This is a genomic window from Mesorhizobium onobrychidis (assembly GCF_024707545.1).
In the GTDB taxonomy this organism is placed as follows: domain Bacteria; phylum Pseudomonadota; class Alphaproteobacteria; order Rhizobiales; family Rhizobiaceae; genus Mesorhizobium; species Mesorhizobium onobrychidis.
Genome location: NZ_CP062229.1, coordinates 2644475 through 2660875 on the forward strand (window position 1 = coordinate 2644475; position 16401 = coordinate 2660875).

Here is a 16401-nt window from a genome sequence, read left to right on the forward strand (position 1 = left end):
CAGAACTTCAAGTCCGCCACTCGCGGCGTTCACGCCAGACCCATGGTCCCGAGGGGTCCGATTGACCGAGATCAATGCAGCTGCCGCCGGCATGGCAATGATCTGCCGAGAAACGGGAGTGACCGACATGAGTTTTCTCGACTACCTGATTTCAGTTGACGCCAGGACCGCCTTGATGGGCCGCATGATGCAGAAGCTCGGTGTCGACAGACAATTGAAAGTCGTGCCGGACTATGTAGCGGTCACCAACCGGGCGGTGGACCGCTGCCGCTCCTGCGGCCATCAGGACGAATGCTCGACTTGGCTCAATGAACACCAGCAAGCCGATGATCCGCCAGACTATTGCCGCAACCGCGACCTGATCGCACGGCTGCAGCACGCAGCCGGCCAACGATAGAAAGCGTCGCCACAAATGCGTCTGACGAGTCAACGCAAACGGACTTATGCCGATAGATTTGCATCCCATGGGACTAGGCAGTTTGGACAATCTATTTCTTCTAGAAGCACTTCTGCTCTTTATTGCGCCCGGGCCAACCAATGCTCTTTTGATGGCGGGTGCGGCCAAGCGAGAGAAGGCGATTGCACTCTTGGTCTCACAGGCCTGCGGATACGGGATCGCAGCAGCCTGCTGGTTTTCGCTGCGACCCTTGCTGCCGTCCGGCGCCATCCAGGTACTCAAGCTGGTCGCAGCCCTGTGGCTCGTAATTCTTGGCCTGCGCCTGATAAGTAGCGACCGGATAGACGCATCCAAAGACGGCGATAGCCTTTCTGTTGTCGTAACGACTGCCCTCAATCCGAAAGCCTTCATCTATTGTCTGGCAATCGTGCCGGTGCACGTGAGGTTGTACGAACTGGGCTTCTTCTGGATTGTACTTTTGGTGACCACAGCTGCCACCGGGTCGATGTGGCTTTTGCTCGGTAGGCGGCTGAACGGAGGCAGAGAGATGGCAGACAGGGTCGCGGGCGCGGCGCTTATCGCATTCGCCTTGTTGCTGCTTCGACCATTAATAGCGGTAGCTGCGACTTAGGTTCAATGCGGACATTCTTGCGGTCACGCAATGCGGAGTCCGCAAATTCTTGTAGTGCTGAACTAAGAGACAAGCACCACCGAAAGCGGCCCCGCGCAGAAAAGGTTATCCTTGACGGCCCTGACGCCGGCGACGTTTTCGGCGGCGACAGTAGCTGCCTGGCGCTCGCGTTCGTCGAAGATCGCACCGCCCAGTTCCACCATCCCCTTGTCCACTGTCACATCGATCATGTCCTTGCCGGCCCATTTCTGCCTCGCAAGCTCGGCAAGGATCCTTTGTCGGATCTGTTCGTCGTCCGCGACTGTCGGGGCGGCGTCTGGCAGGATACTGAGCAAGGCGCGAAGAAGATCGGAGCGGGTGACGATACCGACAACCTTCCCACTGTCGACGACCGGGACGCGTTTGACGTGATGCTGCGTCATCAGCTCGACGATGTCGGAAAGCAATGCGCCAGGGGATGCCGTGACGACATCCGCCGTCATAACCTCCTCGATACGCCGTCCGTTGGCTTGAACATATTCATCGGCGGCTCTTCCGGGGCTAACAAGAAACTCCAGCCAACGCGGGCGCTTGTGCTTCGTGCCGAGCTCTCCCCGGCGCAGGAAATCGCCCTCACTGACGATGCCGACCAGCGTGCCGTCGCTGCGAATGACGGGAAGGCCGCTGATCTTTTTGGAGAGCATCAACCCTGCTGCATCGGAAATCGATGCCGTTGGTTCTATCCCGATCACCGGTGCGGTCATTATGGCTTCGGCTTGCATGCCTGACTCCTCCGACATCTATCAGGGCCATTATCGAGGTCCTGTGTGAGACGTGCCTTGATCTGCATTACTTTCGACATCGCCAGACGTCACTTTGGCTTGTCGTCCCGGTCGATCAGAATCCGCTCCGCCGCCCCGTCGAGATCCTCGTATTGACCGCTCCTCAAGGCCCACAGGAAGCCGGACAGTCCGAGCGCACCGAGAAACAGCGCCACGGGGATGAGGTAGACAAGCGTCGTCATGAGGATCGTGCCAGTGCGCCGATGCCGGAGCGCCTGTCAGGCGCGGTGCTTCTTGCTGGGGCGTGCAGTCCAGATCCCTGCAGCCGCAGCGCGTTTGCGATGACCAGCAGCGAGGAGGCGGACATCGCGATTGCCGCGATCAACGGCGTGACATGGCCGAGAATGGCGATCGGCACGGCAACGGCATTGTAGATGATTGCGATGGCAAGGTTCTGGCGAATCAGCCTTCCGGCTTTGCGCGAGATGTCGAGGGCGAGCGGCACCGCCAGGAGGCTTTCGCGCAGGAAAACGAAATCGGCGGCATTGCGTCCGACATCGGCGGCGGTTGCCGGCGCGATCGAGGCGTGCGCGGCCCCGAGGGCTGGCGTGTCGTTAAGCCCGTCGCCCACCATCAGAACCTTGTGGCCCGCGTTGGTCAGGGCTTCGATCCGTTCGACTTTGCCGGAGGGAAGCAGCGCCGGCGTGAAACTCTCGATGTCCAACGTCCTCGCCACCTCGCCACAGGCAATGGCGATATCACCGGACAGCATTTCGACCGAGATGCCGGACTCCTTCAATTGCCCGACCGCCGCCTTGGCATCGGATCGCACAGCGTCCTCGAACGCGAAGGAGGCGACGATCCTCCCATTCTTCGAAAGCACCGTCCCGCCAAAGCCGCCATATTTGCCTTCGCCACCGGTCCGAGCTTTCCATCCGGCCCAGCCGCGCCGGCCAAGACGCCATGTACCGTCGGCGGTTGTGGCTTCGATGCCGAGACCGGGGTGTTCGCTGACGGCGTCCAGCGTCGGCTGGCCGGCAAATCCTGCGAAGGCGGCTATGGCCTTTGAGAACGGATGACGCGAGTGCGCGGCCATGTCGGCCGCGATCGCCAGCATCGCCGGATCGATGGACGAGGCGTTGACCAGGCGTGGCTGGCCGAGCGTCAACGTGCCGGTTTTGTCGAACACGGCCGCGTCGATAGCCGCCAGGCGCTCCATGGCCGAGCCGTCCTTGACCATGACGCCGGCTTCGAACAGCCGGCGCGCCGCGACAACCTGCACTATCGGCACGGCGAGGCCGAGTGCACATGGGCATGTGATGATGAGGACGGCGATGGCGATGGTCACCGCCTGGTGCCAGTCGCCTGCTGCCGCCATCCAGCCAAGGAACGTTACGAAGGCAGTGAGATGGACCACCGGCGCGTAGAGCGCCGAGACGCGGTCGGCGATCCGGCGATAGCGCGCACGACCGCCTTCGGCGGCTTCCATCAGCCGAACCATTTCCGCCAGGAAGGAGTCCTTTGCGGCGGCGGTCGCCTCGATGGTCAGCGGGCCGGTTAGGTTCAGCGTGCCGGCCTGAACCTGTTCCCCCGATGCCACGGTTTTCGGTGTGCTCTCGCCGGAAACCAGCGAACAGTCGAGATCCGATGCGCCCCGAATGATCCTGCCGTCGACAGGTAGCCTTTCGCCGGCAGCGACCAGCAGCTGCATGCCCGGTTCGATCTCCTCCACAGGCAGGTAGTTGTGGCTGCCGTCATGGCGCAGCACCATGGCGCCGCGCGCCGCCAGCCGCGCCAATCCATCAACCGCCGTCCGTGCCCGCTCGCGCATCACGTGATCCAGCGTGCGGCCAATCAGCAGGAAGAACAGCAGCGACACCGATGCGTCGAAATAGGCGTGCTCGCCGTGGGTCATCGTCTCGTAGAGGCTCATGGCATAGGCGAGCGAGACGCCGACCGCGATCGGCACGTCCATGTTCATGCGGCCGTGGCGCAGCGCATTCCATGCCGAGCGGAAATAGATGCCGCCGGCGAAGGCGAGCGCGGGGATGGCGATCAATGCCGAGACCCAATGAAACAGGTCGCGAGTAGCACCCTCAGCACCGGACCAGACCGAGACCGAGAGCAGCATGATGTTGCCTGCGGCAAAGCCGGCAACGGCGACGGCGCGGATCAGTTCCGAGACCGTCTTGTCCTTGCCGTCAGCCTCTGGATCGAACAGGTGCGCGTCATATCCCAGCCGTCCAAGCGCTGCGACGAATGATGGCACCTCGTCGCCGCGCCAGCGGATGGAGACCCGTTTCGTCGACAAATTGACGCGCGCGCTCTCGATCCGTTCGAGCTTTCCAAGTGCTATCTCGATCGCCTGGATGCAGGCTGCGCAATGCACGGTCGGCACCGAGAGGTCGGTTTGGCGAAGATCGCCGCCAAGCGATCGGCTCGCCAGCCTGACCTCCTGGCTGGACGGCAGCACCGATATGCTAGCTTTCAAATCCAGCGCCATTTCAGCGCCCGGTGCACAACAGCTCATTGCAGCGCTCCATGGGAAATGATGATTCTACGGACGTCGCGATAGGGCTCGGCGAGACTGGCATCGGCGTCGATTTCGACAATCCAAACGCCGTCCCTCGGCGTGTGTTGCGTGGCAAATTCCTGACCCTCAGCGGAGGCCAGGGTGACGGACTTGTCCGCTGCCTCGTAGGCGGGGTGACGAAACAGGACCTTCACAGCGTGCAGGGGAACGGGCTTGCCCGCGGCATCGCTTAGGCCGTAGCGCACCTCGCCCCATGCGATCGTCAGTTTGCCGGTCCAGCCGAGCGCCGCCTGCGCGCGCCCTTCCTCTGCCTTCCGGTTGAACTGCTGGCTCGCCACATAGGTGTTTTCGACGACGAGGCCGGTCCAGCTCTTGCTGGCCAGCGTCGCCATGGTCAAGTTGACGCCAATGACCACCCCGAAGAAGCCGAGAATGATGAACAGCATATGCCTGCCGGTGAATTCGCGGGATTTTGGCGAATGAGCGCTCATCTGGCGATCTCCGGTGCATTGAAGGTGGCCGTGTATTCGGCGGACTCAAGGCCTGCCTTGTCTTCGATCCGGAACGTGAAGCTCTGCGCGGTTCCCTCGATCTGATCCGCGGGTTGGCGCACGAAAACCTTGAGCGTCTTCAACCGGTCCGGATCGGCCAGGGTGGCGAAGGATCGTGCGGGAGGAAGATCGACGCCGACCGCGCTCATCTCGGCGCCAGGCAGGCCTTGCAAGGTGACAACGATCATCCTTGGCTCGGGGATCATGTTGAGCAGCTTGACGGTGTAGCCGTTGCGGATCGAACCGTCGGAGAGCGTCACGAATTGCGGGTTGCGATCGTGCAGGACGTTCAGCTCGAGCCGCTCGCGGGTCAGCAACGAATAGAGCAGTACGAGCCCGACCGCCGACCAGGCGCCGAGATAGATGAAGGTGCGCAGGCGGAAGATCTTGCGAATATGGAAATGCGCCAACCTGTCGGTAAACTTGCCTTCATCCGTCCTGACAAGGGAAGGGGTCACCGGGGAGGAACCGCCCGCGGTCGCCACCGCCATGTTGGCGTTGTAATCGGACAATGTCGCATAGGAGATCAGCCCGCGCTCCCTGCCGAGCTTGTCCATGACGCCGTCGCAGGCATCGATGCAGAGCGCGCAAGTGATGCATTCGAGCTGCTGGCCGTCGCGAATGTCGATCCCCATCGGACACACCGCGACGCAGGCATTGCAGTCGACGCAGTCGCCGACCGACTGGCCCGCGGCCAGGGCCTTCTTGGCGTGGCGCGATCGGGGCTCGCCGCGCCAGTCATTGTAGGTGACGGTCAGCGAATTCTCGTCCAGCATGGCCGCCTGGATGCGCGGCCATGGGCACATGTAGGTGCAGACCTGTTCCCGCATCAGCCCGCCGAATGTATAGGTGGTCGCCGTCAGCACCGCGATGGTCACGTAGGCGGCCGAAGCGGCGGTCCCGGTGAAGACTTGGCCGATCAGCGTTGGCGCATCCGCGAAATAAAAAATCCACGCGCCGCCGGTGGCTACCGCAATAACCAGCCAGATGGCGTGCTTCGTTACGCGCAGTACCAGTTTGCGCGCCGTCCACGGGCCGGCGTCGAGCTTCATGCGGGCGTTGCGATCGCCTTCGATCGCCCGCTCCACCACGAGAAACAAGTCGACCCACACGGTCTGCGGGCAGGTATAACCGCACCAGGCTCGGCCGACTGTGGACGTGACCAGGAAAAGGCCGACGCCGGCCATCATCAGCAGGCCGGCGACGTAGTAGAATTCCTGCGGCCATATCTCGATGAAGAAGAAGTAGAAGCGGCGATTGGCAAGATCGAGCAGCACTGCCTGGTCCGGCGCAAACGATCCGCGGTCCCACCGAAGCCAAGGCGTCAGATAGTAGATGCCCAGGGTGATCGCCATTACCAGCCATTTGAAACGGCGAAAGCTGCCCGAGGCGCGTTTCGGGAAGATCTTCTTGCGCGCGGCATAGAGCGGCTGGCGGGTCTTGGCGGAATTGACCGCCTCGGCTTCCAGCCGTTCTATCTGCGTTTGATCCAGCACGATTATCTCCACTTGCGCGCAACAGATGATTTTGCCGGCGTCGAGCAACATTGCCGCCGGACGGGTCACGCCGCGTTGATGCAGGTCAATCTTCAGATGCCGGAAGCAAATCGAGGCCCGGCACTGGCCGGGCCTCGTCGCTTGGGCAGTCGAGGGCCGAGAATAGGCCCCCGCCTCCTATTCTCCACCGCCAAGCGAATGGACGTAGACGGCAAGTTCCTTGACCGTGGTTTCACCGAGCCGCCCGATCCAGGCCGGCATCACGCCGTGTTTCGGCGCGCGGACCTGGGCGGCGATCGCTGTTTCGCCGGATCCGTAGAACCAGATCGCATCAGTCAAGTCGGGCGCGCCAAACTCCTTGTTGCCTTTTGCGTTGGCGCCATGACAGGCTACGCAATTTTCCGCGAAGACCTTGGCGCCGGGCTCGATCAGGCTTGCATTGTGAACCGGGCCGGAGAGGCTGGCGACATAGGTACTGACCTGCGTGGCCTGCTCGGGCGTGATGATGTCGCCAAAGGCAGGCATCTCGGACTGCCGCGTATCGGGATCCGAGGCGAAGCGGATGCCGTGCGTGATCGTTTGCTGGATCTGTTCTGCGCTCCCACCCCACAGCCACTCGTCGTCATTGAGGTTGGGAAAACCGGCTGAGCCTTGGGCGCCCGAGCCGTGGCACTGCACGCAATTGACCTTGAACGCGGCACCACCGGCCGCGACCGCGAATTCGCGCAGCGCATCGTCGGCAGCGATCTCGGAGACGGTCTTCGCCTGGATGGCGGCGACATACTTGCCTTTGGCGGCTTCGGCGGCCGCCAGCTCATTCTTGACATCGTTGCGGCTGGAATAGCCGAGCACGCCCTTCGTCGCCGAAGACAGCATCGGCCATGCCGGATAGGCGATGGTGTAGCCGGCCGCCCAGGCGATGGTGATGTAGAAGGTTATCACCCACCAGCGGGGAAGGGGGTTGTTGAGTTCCTTGATGCCGTCCCACTCATGGCCGGTCGTCGAGATGCCCGAGACGTCATCGATATCGTCTTTGCTCATGATCAGTCGTCCTTGAGAGGAATTCGGGCGGCTTCATCGGCTTGCCTGCGGCTGCCAGGGCGAAGTGCGAAAGCAACGCATCCAACGAAAAAGAGAGCCATGGCGAGCAGCGCCCAGCTATCCGCGAACTCCCGCATGAGGTTGTAATCCATGGTCGTCCTCCTCAGCGGTAACCGGCGGCTTCGTCATAGGTCTTGAAATCGACCAGCGTGCCGAGCATCTGAAGATAGGCGACCAGCGCATCCATCTCGGTGACCTGCTGCGGATTGCCGTCGAAGTCACCGATCTTGGCCTTCGGATAGCGTTTCTCCAGGCCGGATGTGTCGGCACTCGGGCCGGCCTGTGCCATCACATCGGCGTTGGCGCTGGCGATCATGTCATCGGAGTAGGGGACGCCAACGCGCGCATTCGCAACCAGATGCGTCGAGAAGTCCTTCACGTCGATCTGCGCGTCCTTCAGGAACGCGTAGCTCGGCATGATCGATTCCGGCACCACCGAGCGCGGGTCGGCAAGATGCTGGACGTGCCATTCATTCGAATAGCGATCGCCGACCCGGGCGAGATCCGGCCCAGTTCGCTTCGATCCCCACTGGAACGGATGGTCGTACATCGACTCGGCCGCCAGGCTGTAGTGGCCGTAGCGTTCGACTTCATCGCGGAACGGCCTGATCATCTGGCTGTGGCAGAGGTAGCAGCCCTCGCGCACATAGATGTTGCGTCCGGCAAGTTCGAGCGGCGAATAAGGCCGCATGCCTTCGACCTTCTCGATCGTATTGTCGAGATAGAAGAGCGGTGCGATCTCGACGATGCCGCCGACCGTGACCACCAGCAGTGAGCCGATGAGAAGAAGCGTGGCGTTCTTCTCGATGATCGCGTGTTTGTCCATCAAGCCCATTGTCTGGCTCCTTATTGTGCAGGCTGGAGGGCGGGAATGGAGCCCGGCATTGGTTGCTCCTCGCGCTGGTAGCCGAGGATGGTCATGGCGATGTTCCAGGCCATGATGAGGGCGCCGCAGAGGTACATGGCGCCGCCGACGGCGCGCATGACGTAGTAAGGGTGCATGGCGGCGACGGTTTCGGCGAAGGAATAGACCAGGAAGCCCTGCTCGTCGTATTCGCGCCACATCAGGCCCTGCATGATGCCGGAAACCCACATCACGGCGGCGTAGACAACGATACCCAGTGTCGCCAGCCAGAAGTGCCAGGTGACGAGGCGCAGCGAATAGAGCCGCTCGCGGTTCCAGAGCTTCGGCACCATGTAGTAGATCGCGCCGAACGAGATCATGCCAACCCAACCGAGCGCGCCGGAATGGACATGCCCGATGGTCCAGTCGGTATAGTGCGACAGCGAGTTGACGGCCTTGATCGACATCATCGGACCTTCGAAGGTCGACATGCCGTAGAAGGCGATGGCCATCACCATCATGCGGACGATCGGATCGGTGCGGATCTTGTCCCAGGCGCCCGACAGCGTCATCAGGCCGTTGATCATGCCGCCCCAGGAAGGCATCCAAAGCATGATGGAAAAGACCATGCCGAGCGTCTGCGCCCAGTCGGGCAGGGCGGTGTAGTGCAGGTGATGCGGCCCGGCCCAGATGTAGAGAAAGATGATCGCCCAGAAATGGATAATCGACAGGCGGTAGGAATAGACCGGCCGGTTCACCTGCTTGGGCACGAAATAATACATCATGCCAAGGAAGCCGGCGGTCAGGAAGAAGCCGACGGCGTTGTGGCCGTACCACCATTGCGTCAGGGCATCCTGGACGCCGGAGAAGGCGGAGTAGCTCTTCGAGCCCAGGAGGGACGCGGGCATCGACAGGTTGTTGACCACATGCAGCATCGCGATGGTCACGATGAAGGCCAGGTAGAACCAGTTGGCGACGTAGATATGCGGTTCCTTGCGCTTAAGGATGGTGCCGAGGAAGAGCAGCAGGTAGGCGACCCAGACGATGGTCAGCCAGAGGTCCACATACCATTCGGGTTCGGCGTATTCGCGGCTCTCGGTGATGCCGAGCAGATAACCGGTCGCGGCCATGACGATGAAAAGCTGATAGCCCCAGAACACGAACCAGGCGAGATCGCCGCCGAAGAGCCGGGCGCGGCAGGTGCGCTGTACGACATACAATGAAGTGCAAAGCAGCGCGTTGCCGCCGAACGCGAAGACAACACCGGACGTGTGCAGCGGCCGCAAGCGGCCGAAATTGAACCACGGCTGAATGTTGTGATCAGGGTAGGCAAGCTGCAGCGCTATGACCACGCCGACCAGCATACCGACGACGCCCCAGAACATGGTGGCGATGGCACCGTAGCGGATCGGCCCGTCCATATAGGCCGAGGGGTCAATCGGGGCGGGGGCTGTAAAGCTGGTGTTGCGCAGAAGGACAACGACAAACCCGAGCAGCACGAAGAACAGCACCCACATGTGCTGCCGGAAAGGTTCGTCGACACCAAAGCCGGCTGCCACCAGCGCCAGAAAGGTGAAGAAGCACAACAGAACAATTTCCGTGCCGAATTTCATGGCATGTCCCCGACCTTGGAGTCCGTACGCGGACATCGATCCGCATCGGCACCAATTCCGCAGTTGCTTCGGCGTCGCCTTGATCCAGGTCAAAGCCGCTTCGTTTTGGATTGGGCAGCTTCGGTCCGGCCAAGGAACGGGAGACTGCTATTGAACGGGGAGCGAGGACCGTCGTTGTTCGAAAGGCGTCGCGAAAACGCGATGCTTGCGGATCGATCGAGCAGAGAGGCGATCCCGGCCGCGGTGATGAAGCGAGCGCACCGGGAAAAACTGCAGCTTTGCGATGCCCTGGAAAAAATCGCCGATGACCTGCCGAGCGTCGATCGGCTGAAATGCCTGGGAACAGCCAACGCCATTATTCCGTTGCTGCGCGACATCCATCACTATGAAGAGACGATCATCTTTCCGGCATATGAGGCGGCCACAAGCAGCGGACAAGCCAATCTTGCCTCAATCCGCCGACTGCGCGCTGAACATGTCGAAGACGAATGCTTTGCTGGCGAGGTAACGGAGATTCTGCTGGCGATCGGCCATGGCAAAACGATCGACAATGCCGAAGCGATCGGGTTCATGCTGCGCGGGTTCTTCGAGAGCCTGCGCCGGCATATCGCGTTTGAACGCGAGCACGTCCTGCCGAAGATCGGAATCGTTGATCCAGGCTAGAACCTCTATGAGGGTCGACCGCGTTGCTAGGTTAGGCGCCGGAGCGCTGCTCCAGCCGACTGACGCTGTCCACCGTCACATGCCGGTTGTTCTCGATCCGGATCACGCCGTCGGTTCGCAGCCTGGTCAGCTGGCGGCTCACCGTCTCGATCGTCAGACCGAGGAAGTCCGCGATACCCGCGCGTGTCAGCGGCAGATCGAAGGTCGCCGAGCTGGCGGTCGAGTCAACCGTGGGATCGATGTTCCTGGCGATCATCAGCAGGAAGCTCGCTACCTTCTCCCCCGCGGTCTTGCGCCCCAGCGTCACCATCCAGTCGCGCGCCTCGTCGAGTTCATCCAGCGCCTGCTTGAACAGGCGATGCTCGAGCTCCGGCGATTCCTTCATCATCCGTTCGATGGTCGTCTTCGGAAACGAACAAAGCGAGACGACCGTTGCCGCTTCGGCGTTGATCTCGCTTTCCGCCTTGAACGGCCTTCCCAGGAAGTCTGGGGCGAACTGGAGGCCGACAATCTGCTGGCGTCCGTCCGAGAGGCTCTTCGTCAGCTTCACCACGCCGGAAAGCACGTTCGAATAGCTGTCGACGGTCTCGGCATCGCCGATCAGTTCGACCCCCGGCTCGACCCTGTGCCTGGACGATGACTTGGCGAGCCCGACAAGCTGGTCGGCATCGAGCGCGCCGCAGACGCCCCGGTGCCGTGCCTCGCAAGACTGGCAAAGCACAGGAATGCCGGCACTGTGAATGTCCTGTCTGACGGTCATTGCATCGCCCGAGGTCAAGATGCCGGCAGGATACCACCGTCGCCTCGAGAATTGTTGCGTCAGTTTGTCCGTGCCCGGCCGCCTTGATTGAAATCAAGGCTTCGTCATCGCGGTACGGGCAGATTGCCCGCCATGCAGCCGACAGCAGCCAACGATACGCGCACGACTTCGACCGCCAGCCTGGGCGAGACCGTCCCGCGCTATACGAGTTATCCGACCGCCCCGCACTTCCACCCTGGCGTCGACGCCATAACGGTTCGCGGCTGGATGAAAGCGCTCGAAGCCGATGATGAGATATCGCTATACCTGCATATTCCGTACTGCGACAGGTTGTGCTGGTTCTGCGCCTGCCACACCAAGCAGACACGGCATTATGCGCCGGTGGCAACCTTCCTGCGCTCGCTGCATAAAGAGATCGAGACGGTTGGCAACCTTGTGAGCGGGAAGGGCCGGGTGCGCGCTGTCCACTTCGGCGGTGGCTCGCCGACCATGCTGAAGCCGGAGGACATCCTTGCACTTGGGAAAGCCGTGAAGGACCGCTTCGATTTTCTCGACAATGCCAGCCTCAGTGTCGAAATCGATCCTAACGACATGGATGAAGGCCGCCTCGACGCCTTCGCCGCGATCGGCATGACAAGAGCGAGCCTTGGCGTGCAGGATTTCGATCCCAAGGTGCAGAAGGCCATCAATCGCGAACAGAGTTTCGTACTGACCAGGAGCGTGGTGAACGCGGTGCGCGCACGCGGAGTCAATTCCGTAAACCTCGACCTGCTTTACGGACTGCCGCACCAGACCCTTGAGAGCGTCGCCGCGACGGTCGCCCAGGCGTTGACACTGGAGCCCGACAGGATGGCCCTGTTCGGCTATGCGCATGTCCCCTGGTTCAAGAAGCATCAGACGATGATCGATGAAGCCTGGTTGCCCCAATCCGCCGAACGGTTGGCTCAATCGCAGCTTGCCGCGCGGTTGATCGTGGATGCAGGCTACGAGGTTTTGGGACTCGATCACTTTGCAAGGCCGGATGATGCGCTCGCGGTCGCGGCTCGCGCCGGCAATATCCGCCGTAATTTCCAGGGGTATACCGAGGACAACTGCGAGACCCTGATTGGTCTCGGACCGTCGGCGATCAGCCGGTTTAGACAAGGTTACGCACAGAACATCGTCGCGACGGGTGAGTACGAGAAGGCTGCGAATTCCGGACAGTTGGCGACAACGCGCGGTGTCGAATTCAGTGTCGATGATCTGGCTAGAGGATGGATCATCGAGCGCCTCATGTGCCATTTCGCCTTTTCGGCGATCGAACTGGTCGAACGTTTCGGCGACGTCGGGCAGAAGCTTTTGGCTGCAGCAAGCCGTCTCGCCATCAACGGCGCAGACAGGTTGCTTCTGCTCGACGGTGAAAACTTCGTCGTGCCGCAGGAGAGCCGCCCGCTTGTCAGGGTCGTGGCGGCGAAATTCGACAGATACTTTCAGACCGGACGGGCAGACATTCCCTGGCCGTCTAAACCAGACGGCAGGGCCGATCGTTGGCTCTAAAAGTGCTCGCCAACCCTGAACGGGCCGATGCGCGTTCCGGCTGCGATCAGGTAGGCAGTCGACCAACCAATCAGAAGAAACCCGTTCACGCCCTCCAGTGCCGCCAGGACACGCCAGTCGTGGGCCGGCACCACGTCGCCATAGCCAACCGTCGAAAAGGTGATGGTCGAAAAGTAAAGCGCCGTCTCGAAGTCCGGCAAAACGCCGAGTTGGCGGTACACACCGGCCCACAGCCAGACCTCGGCAGTCATGACTGCAAAGAGGCCCATCACCACGCTGATCATTGCCACAACCCGGCTTCGCCGCCCATGCATGCGAAATCGCGCCACCAGATGTCCCATCGCATGGGTGACGGCGATGAGGCCAAAGGTGTGAATGAGGACCGTCAGGCTTATGACGATCGTACCGAGGAAGAGATTGAGGGCCATGCCAGGAGACTAGAATTTCGAGGAACCTTTTCATTGCGCGAAATCAAACCTGGCCTTTCGAGCTTGGGGCAACCGGCCGAGTTTTCGCCAAGGCAGGCCTATTCGCCGCCGACCGTCATGGCGGGAGCGAGGCGAAAGAACATCGCGAGTTTGAGGCTTGTCGCGATCCGCTCGGCTCGGTCGACAAACACCGCCGCCGTTTCCGGAACGAAGAGTTCAGCCGCCGTCTGGCGAAACAGGGCCAGCCAGATATCGAAATCGGCTTCGGTAACATCCTTGAGTTTGAGGTGCGCCGGCACCGGGCGTCCGTGATAATCGCCGCTCTTGAGGATGACGGAACACCAGAATTCCGTCATTTTCTCGAAATGTGGCTCCCAGTCGCCGGTGATCTCGCGCGCGAAAATCGGCCCCAGACGCTCGTCGCTCCTGACTTTTGCGTAGAATTCGCGGACCAGTTTTCCGACAGACTTTCGATCGACGCCAGTATGGTTCAGAGGCTGTTCTGCGATCGGGCGCGCCCGATCCAAAGCTGATTTCAATGTCATCATGCACTCTTGTTTATGCTGTCAGGAGAAGCCCAGGCGCCGAAGGGCAACCTGCACGAGACTGGGCTGGTCGCGGACAAGCCGGAAACCCAGATTGTCGGGCGGCGTGCCAACTGCGCAACCGCCGCTCTTTCCGTCCCGGATGAAGTTCGACATGTAGGTGCGGTGGAACCCCTCAACGACGTGCACGCCGCAATTGTCGATCGAACTCGCGGTCCGCTTACCATCAATATCTATCGTGGCGTGGGAATAACATGTCGAGGTCCATTCCCAGACATTTCCCGCAATATCCGCCAGGCCTTTTGAATTGGTGCCGAAGGACCCTTGAGCCCTCGGCTCTGGATCAGGTTTCCGTCCGAGCGAGGCCTCCAGGCGATACTGTGTCAGCCACCGGCGCGCCGGGTTGTTCGGGTCGCTTTCGCCGCCCTCAATGTCACCTCGGAACCGTTCACTGGCCGCATAGGCCCACTCCACGTCTGTTCGCTTACGGCGACCGGTTGGGAGAACTTCAGAGGACTCTCGCCGAACGTATGGGCTATGCCCATGCTGATCAGTGTGGCAGCCGCAATTGTTCCGAAGGTGAAGACAGGGTCGAAGGACATGGCATCAAGTCCGGCTGCGAGTACAACCCTTTGGCTCCGCCGCCGGGTTGCACTGAGGATCGGATCTCCCGTCTACGAGGCGATCGCCTTGGGCGCTTCGACCTGCATCATCAGATCGTCGTCCCAGTTTCCCTCGACGGTAAAGTGCGCGGTCGCGCCGAGTTCGACTGCCTCGATCAAATTATGGTTCACATAGGCGTAGATGCCTGGCTGCAGGAACGTGTAGAGCGCCGCGCCGGCCGATCCGCCACGAATGAACCAGGTTTCCAGGTCTTTCGCGGGAGGGTTGGCGAACTTGCCCTGTTCCCAGACAAAGTCGCCATGACCGCCGATCAGGTGCGGACGCGTGTCGCGGTTCGCCTGCAAATGAACGATCAAGATCGTCTCGCCGACCTTCGCCTTCATGGCATTGTCGCCGGTCAGCGAACCAGCATTGCCGTTGAACACAACATGCGTCGGGATCAGCCCGCGCATGACCTTCATGGTCTCGTCGTAGTTGTCGCCGGCCGACTCGTACTTCTTGAATTGCCCTTGCTCGTCGCGCGGGATGTAGAAGTCGTTCTCGCCGATGCAGTAGATGCGGTCGTAGTGAACGGGCTTGCCCTTATCGTCCTTGAGGCCGTCGCGCGGCAGCACCATCACCGCCCCGCTCATGCCCGAGACCACGTGCCATGGGATCATCGCGCCGCCGGGTGCGCAGTGGTAGACGAACGTTCCACTCCGGGTCGCCTTGAAGCGCAGCGTGACCTGCTCGCCCGGATTGACCAGCGTCAATTCGCCACCGCCAAGCGCGCCGGTGGCGGCGTGGAAATCGATGTTGTGGGCGAGGGTGCTGGTGTCGGGGTTGACGAGCGTGAGCTCGAGATAGTCGCCTTCATGCACGACCATCAGAGGACCGGGAATCGAGCCGTTGTAGGTCATTGCATTGAGCTGCGTGCCGTCGGCGTCGATAACCACCGGCTTTTCCTCGATCGTCATGATGAATTCGACGACCTTTGGACCGCCCTTGGCGACCTGATCATGAGCATGGACGAACGGCGGCGGGACCAGGGTTACCTTTTCACGGGGCAGCCCGGCGACACCCTTGGCGCTTGCCACGGCCGGCATTGCACCAACGGTGGCGACCGCGGCTGCGGTAAGAACAGAACCCAACAAAGCTTCGCGTCTCGTAAGCATTTCCATCTCCTTGGTTTCGGCCATTCGATGTCGTCAGAATAGTCTCGGCTCCGGCCAAGTCTTTGCGCTAACGCAAATCCAAAACGTTGATGCAATTTTCTGTGTTTTGGAGACTGCATGTACCAACGTGGACGCCGAACCGGATGGGAAGCCGCGCCTGAGAGAGGGCAACTCCCATTAGATCGGAGGGCATCGGCTCTGCTGCATGAAATCGGGAATGAAATAGGCCGGGCTGGACCTCTCCCCTGGTCCACCCGGCCTTCCCCCCGGCCGCCGAACCGGAGGGGATCTGTGAAAAAGGTTAGTTAGAGGCGGTCTTGGTCACTTCGGCGAACAGTTCGGCGAATACTGGTTTGGCTTTTCCGACCTGCTTGACGGCTTCCGCTGCTGCCAGGTTGACAGGCTTGCCGACCACGATCAGTGCGACCATGCCCATGCCGTAGTGTGGAGCGCACTTCACGCCATAGACCCCCTCCTGGGTCACGGTCACGGCAATTTCCGCGTTGGGCTTGCCCTTGAAAGCTTCAGCTCCGTCCGGGATCATGCCCTTGATGCTTTCGGCGTTGTGGGACTTGTCGGTCGGCACGAACTTGATCGTGTCTCCAGGCGCCGCCCGAACAAAGGCAGGCTGGAAAACCATCGAACCTTTCTCTCCCTTGTTCAACATCTGCACGACGTGTTCTTCGGCATTTGCGGCACCGGCGATTGAGAGCAGAGCGATGGCCGCAGCGATCAGGGGCAGTTTCATTTGGAAATCCTTTCTT

18 protein-coding genes and 1 pseudogene are annotated in these 16401 nt (G+C 61.1%); 4 read left to right on the top strand and 15 right to left on the bottom strand.

Annotated features, from left to right (window positions below):
• Positions 1-61 precede the first annotated feature (61 nt).
• Complete coding sequence (locus IHQ72_RS13235) at positions 62-397, top strand: DUF6455 family protein (protein ID WP_258122833.1); 336 nt, start codon at positions 62-64, stop codon at positions 395-397.
• A gap of 82 nt (positions 398-479) precedes the next feature.
• Complete coding sequence (locus tag IHQ72_RS13240; RefSeq protein ID WP_258122834.1) at positions 480-1028, top strand: hypothetical protein; 549 nt, start codon at positions 480-482, stop codon at positions 1026-1028.
• A gap of 62 nt (positions 1029-1090) precedes the next feature.
• On the opposite strand, the gene IHQ72_RS13245 is transcribed toward IHQ72_RS13240, so the two are convergent.
• From IHQ72_RS13245 to ccoN, 9 genes are all read right to left on the bottom strand, one after another.
• Positions 1091-1789 carry a CBS domain-containing protein gene (locus IHQ72_RS13245; protein ID WP_258122835.1) on the bottom strand — a complete coding sequence of 233 codons (699 nt, stop codon included), beginning with the start codon at positions 1787-1789 and terminating at the stop codon, positions 1091-1093.
• An 89-nt stretch (positions 1790-1878) separates the two neighbouring features.
• Positions 1879-2031 (bottom strand): cbb3-type cytochrome oxidase assembly protein CcoS, encoded by a 153-nt coding sequence (ccoS, locus tag IHQ72_RS13250; protein WP_258122836.1) that lies wholly within the window; start codon positions 2029-2031, stop codon positions 1879-1881.
• A complete protein-coding gene (locus IHQ72_RS13255; protein ID WP_258122837.1) occupies positions 2028-4319 on the bottom strand; it encodes a cation-translocating P-type ATPase in 2292 nt (763 codons plus the stop codon). Before IHQ72_RS13255 ends, ccoS begins: the two co-directional genes overlap by 4 nt.
• On the bottom strand, positions 4316-4813 hold the full coding sequence (locus IHQ72_RS13260; protein ID WP_258122838.1) for a FixH family protein: 498 nt from the start codon (positions 4811-4813) through the stop codon (positions 4316-4318). The genes IHQ72_RS13255 and IHQ72_RS13260 overlap by 4 nt, the downstream gene beginning before the upstream one ends.
• A complete protein-coding gene (gene ccoG / locus IHQ72_RS13265; RefSeq protein ID WP_258122839.1) occupies positions 4810-6369 on the bottom strand; it encodes a cytochrome c oxidase accessory protein CcoG in 1560 nt (519 codons plus the stop codon). The genes IHQ72_RS13260 and ccoG overlap by 4 nt, the downstream gene beginning before the upstream one ends.
• A 177-nt stretch (positions 6370-6546) precedes the next feature.
• Entirely contained in the window at positions 6547-7410 is an 864-nt protein-coding gene (gene ccoP, locus IHQ72_RS13270) for a cytochrome-c oxidase, cbb3-type subunit III (RefSeq protein WP_258122840.1), read from the bottom strand.
• 2 nt (positions 7411-7412) lie between these two features.
• Positions 7413-7562: a cbb3-type cytochrome c oxidase subunit 3 gene (locus IHQ72_RS13275; RefSeq protein WP_258122841.1), complete on the bottom strand. Its 150-nt coding sequence runs from the start codon at positions 7560-7562 to the stop codon at positions 7413-7415.
• Positions 7563-7573: 11 nt separating this feature from the next.
• On the bottom strand, positions 7574-8305 hold the full coding sequence (ccoO, locus tag IHQ72_RS13280) for a cytochrome-c oxidase, cbb3-type subunit II (RefSeq protein WP_258122842.1): 732 nt from the start codon (positions 8303-8305) through the stop codon (positions 7574-7576).
• A gap of 11 nt (positions 8306-8316) precedes the next feature.
• Positions 8317-9927, bottom strand: a complete 1611-nt coding sequence (gene ccoN, locus IHQ72_RS13285) for a cytochrome-c oxidase, cbb3-type subunit I (protein WP_258122843.1) — start codon at positions 9925-9927, stop codon at positions 8317-8319.
• Here ccoN and IHQ72_RS37080 point away from each other — a divergent pair.
• The gene (locus tag IHQ72_RS37080; protein WP_374120349.1) at positions 9832-10590 is read left to right on the top strand and encodes a hemerythrin domain-containing protein; all 759 of its coding nucleotides are present in this window, start codon (positions 9832-9834) and stop codon (positions 10588-10590) included. The genes ccoN and IHQ72_RS37080 overlap by 96 nt on opposite strands.
• 31 nt (positions 10591-10621) lie before the next feature.
• On the opposite strand, the gene IHQ72_RS13295 is transcribed toward IHQ72_RS37080, so the two are convergent.
• Entirely contained in the window at positions 10622-11350 is a 729-nt protein-coding gene (locus tag IHQ72_RS13295) for a Crp/Fnr family transcriptional regulator (protein WP_258122844.1), read from the bottom strand.
• A 132-nt stretch (positions 11351-11482) separates the two neighbouring features.
• Here IHQ72_RS13295 and hemN point away from each other — a divergent pair.
• Positions 11483-12855: pseudogene (hemN, locus tag IHQ72_RS13300) on the top strand (oxygen-independent coproporphyrinogen III oxidase).
• Positions 12856-12882: 27 nt separating this feature from the next.
• Here hemN and IHQ72_RS13305 read toward each other — a convergent pair.
• The 5 genes from IHQ72_RS13305 to IHQ72_RS13325 all read right to left on the bottom strand — a co-directional run bounded on the left by IHQ72_RS13305 (position 12883) and on the right by IHQ72_RS13325 (position 16385).
• On the bottom strand, positions 12883-13314 hold the full coding sequence (locus IHQ72_RS13305) for a potassium channel family protein (RefSeq protein ID WP_258122845.1): 432 nt from the start codon (positions 13312-13314) through the stop codon (positions 12883-12885).
• A gap of 98 nt (positions 13315-13412) precedes the next feature.
• Positions 13413-13859, bottom strand: a complete 447-nt coding sequence (locus IHQ72_RS13310) for a group III truncated hemoglobin (RefSeq protein ID WP_258122846.1) — start codon at positions 13857-13859, stop codon at positions 13413-13415.
• A 21-nt stretch (positions 13860-13880) separates the two neighbouring features.
• Positions 13881-14333: an SUMF1/EgtB/PvdO family nonheme iron enzyme gene (locus tag IHQ72_RS13315; RefSeq protein ID WP_309508851.1), complete on the bottom strand. Its 453-nt coding sequence runs from the start codon at positions 14331-14333 to the stop codon at positions 13881-13883.
• Between the two features lie 200 nt (positions 14334-14533).
• Positions 14534-15637 carry a copper-containing nitrite reductase gene (nirK, locus tag IHQ72_RS13320; protein WP_258122847.1) on the bottom strand — a complete coding sequence of 368 codons (1104 nt, stop codon included), beginning with the start codon at positions 15635-15637 and terminating at the stop codon, positions 14534-14536.
• Positions 15638-15938: 301 nt separating this feature from the next.
• The gene (locus IHQ72_RS13325; protein ID WP_258122848.1) at positions 15939-16385 is read right to left on the bottom strand and encodes a pseudoazurin; all 447 of its coding nucleotides are present in this window, start codon (positions 16383-16385) and stop codon (positions 15939-15941) included.
• Positions 16386-16401 lie beyond the last annotated feature (16 nt).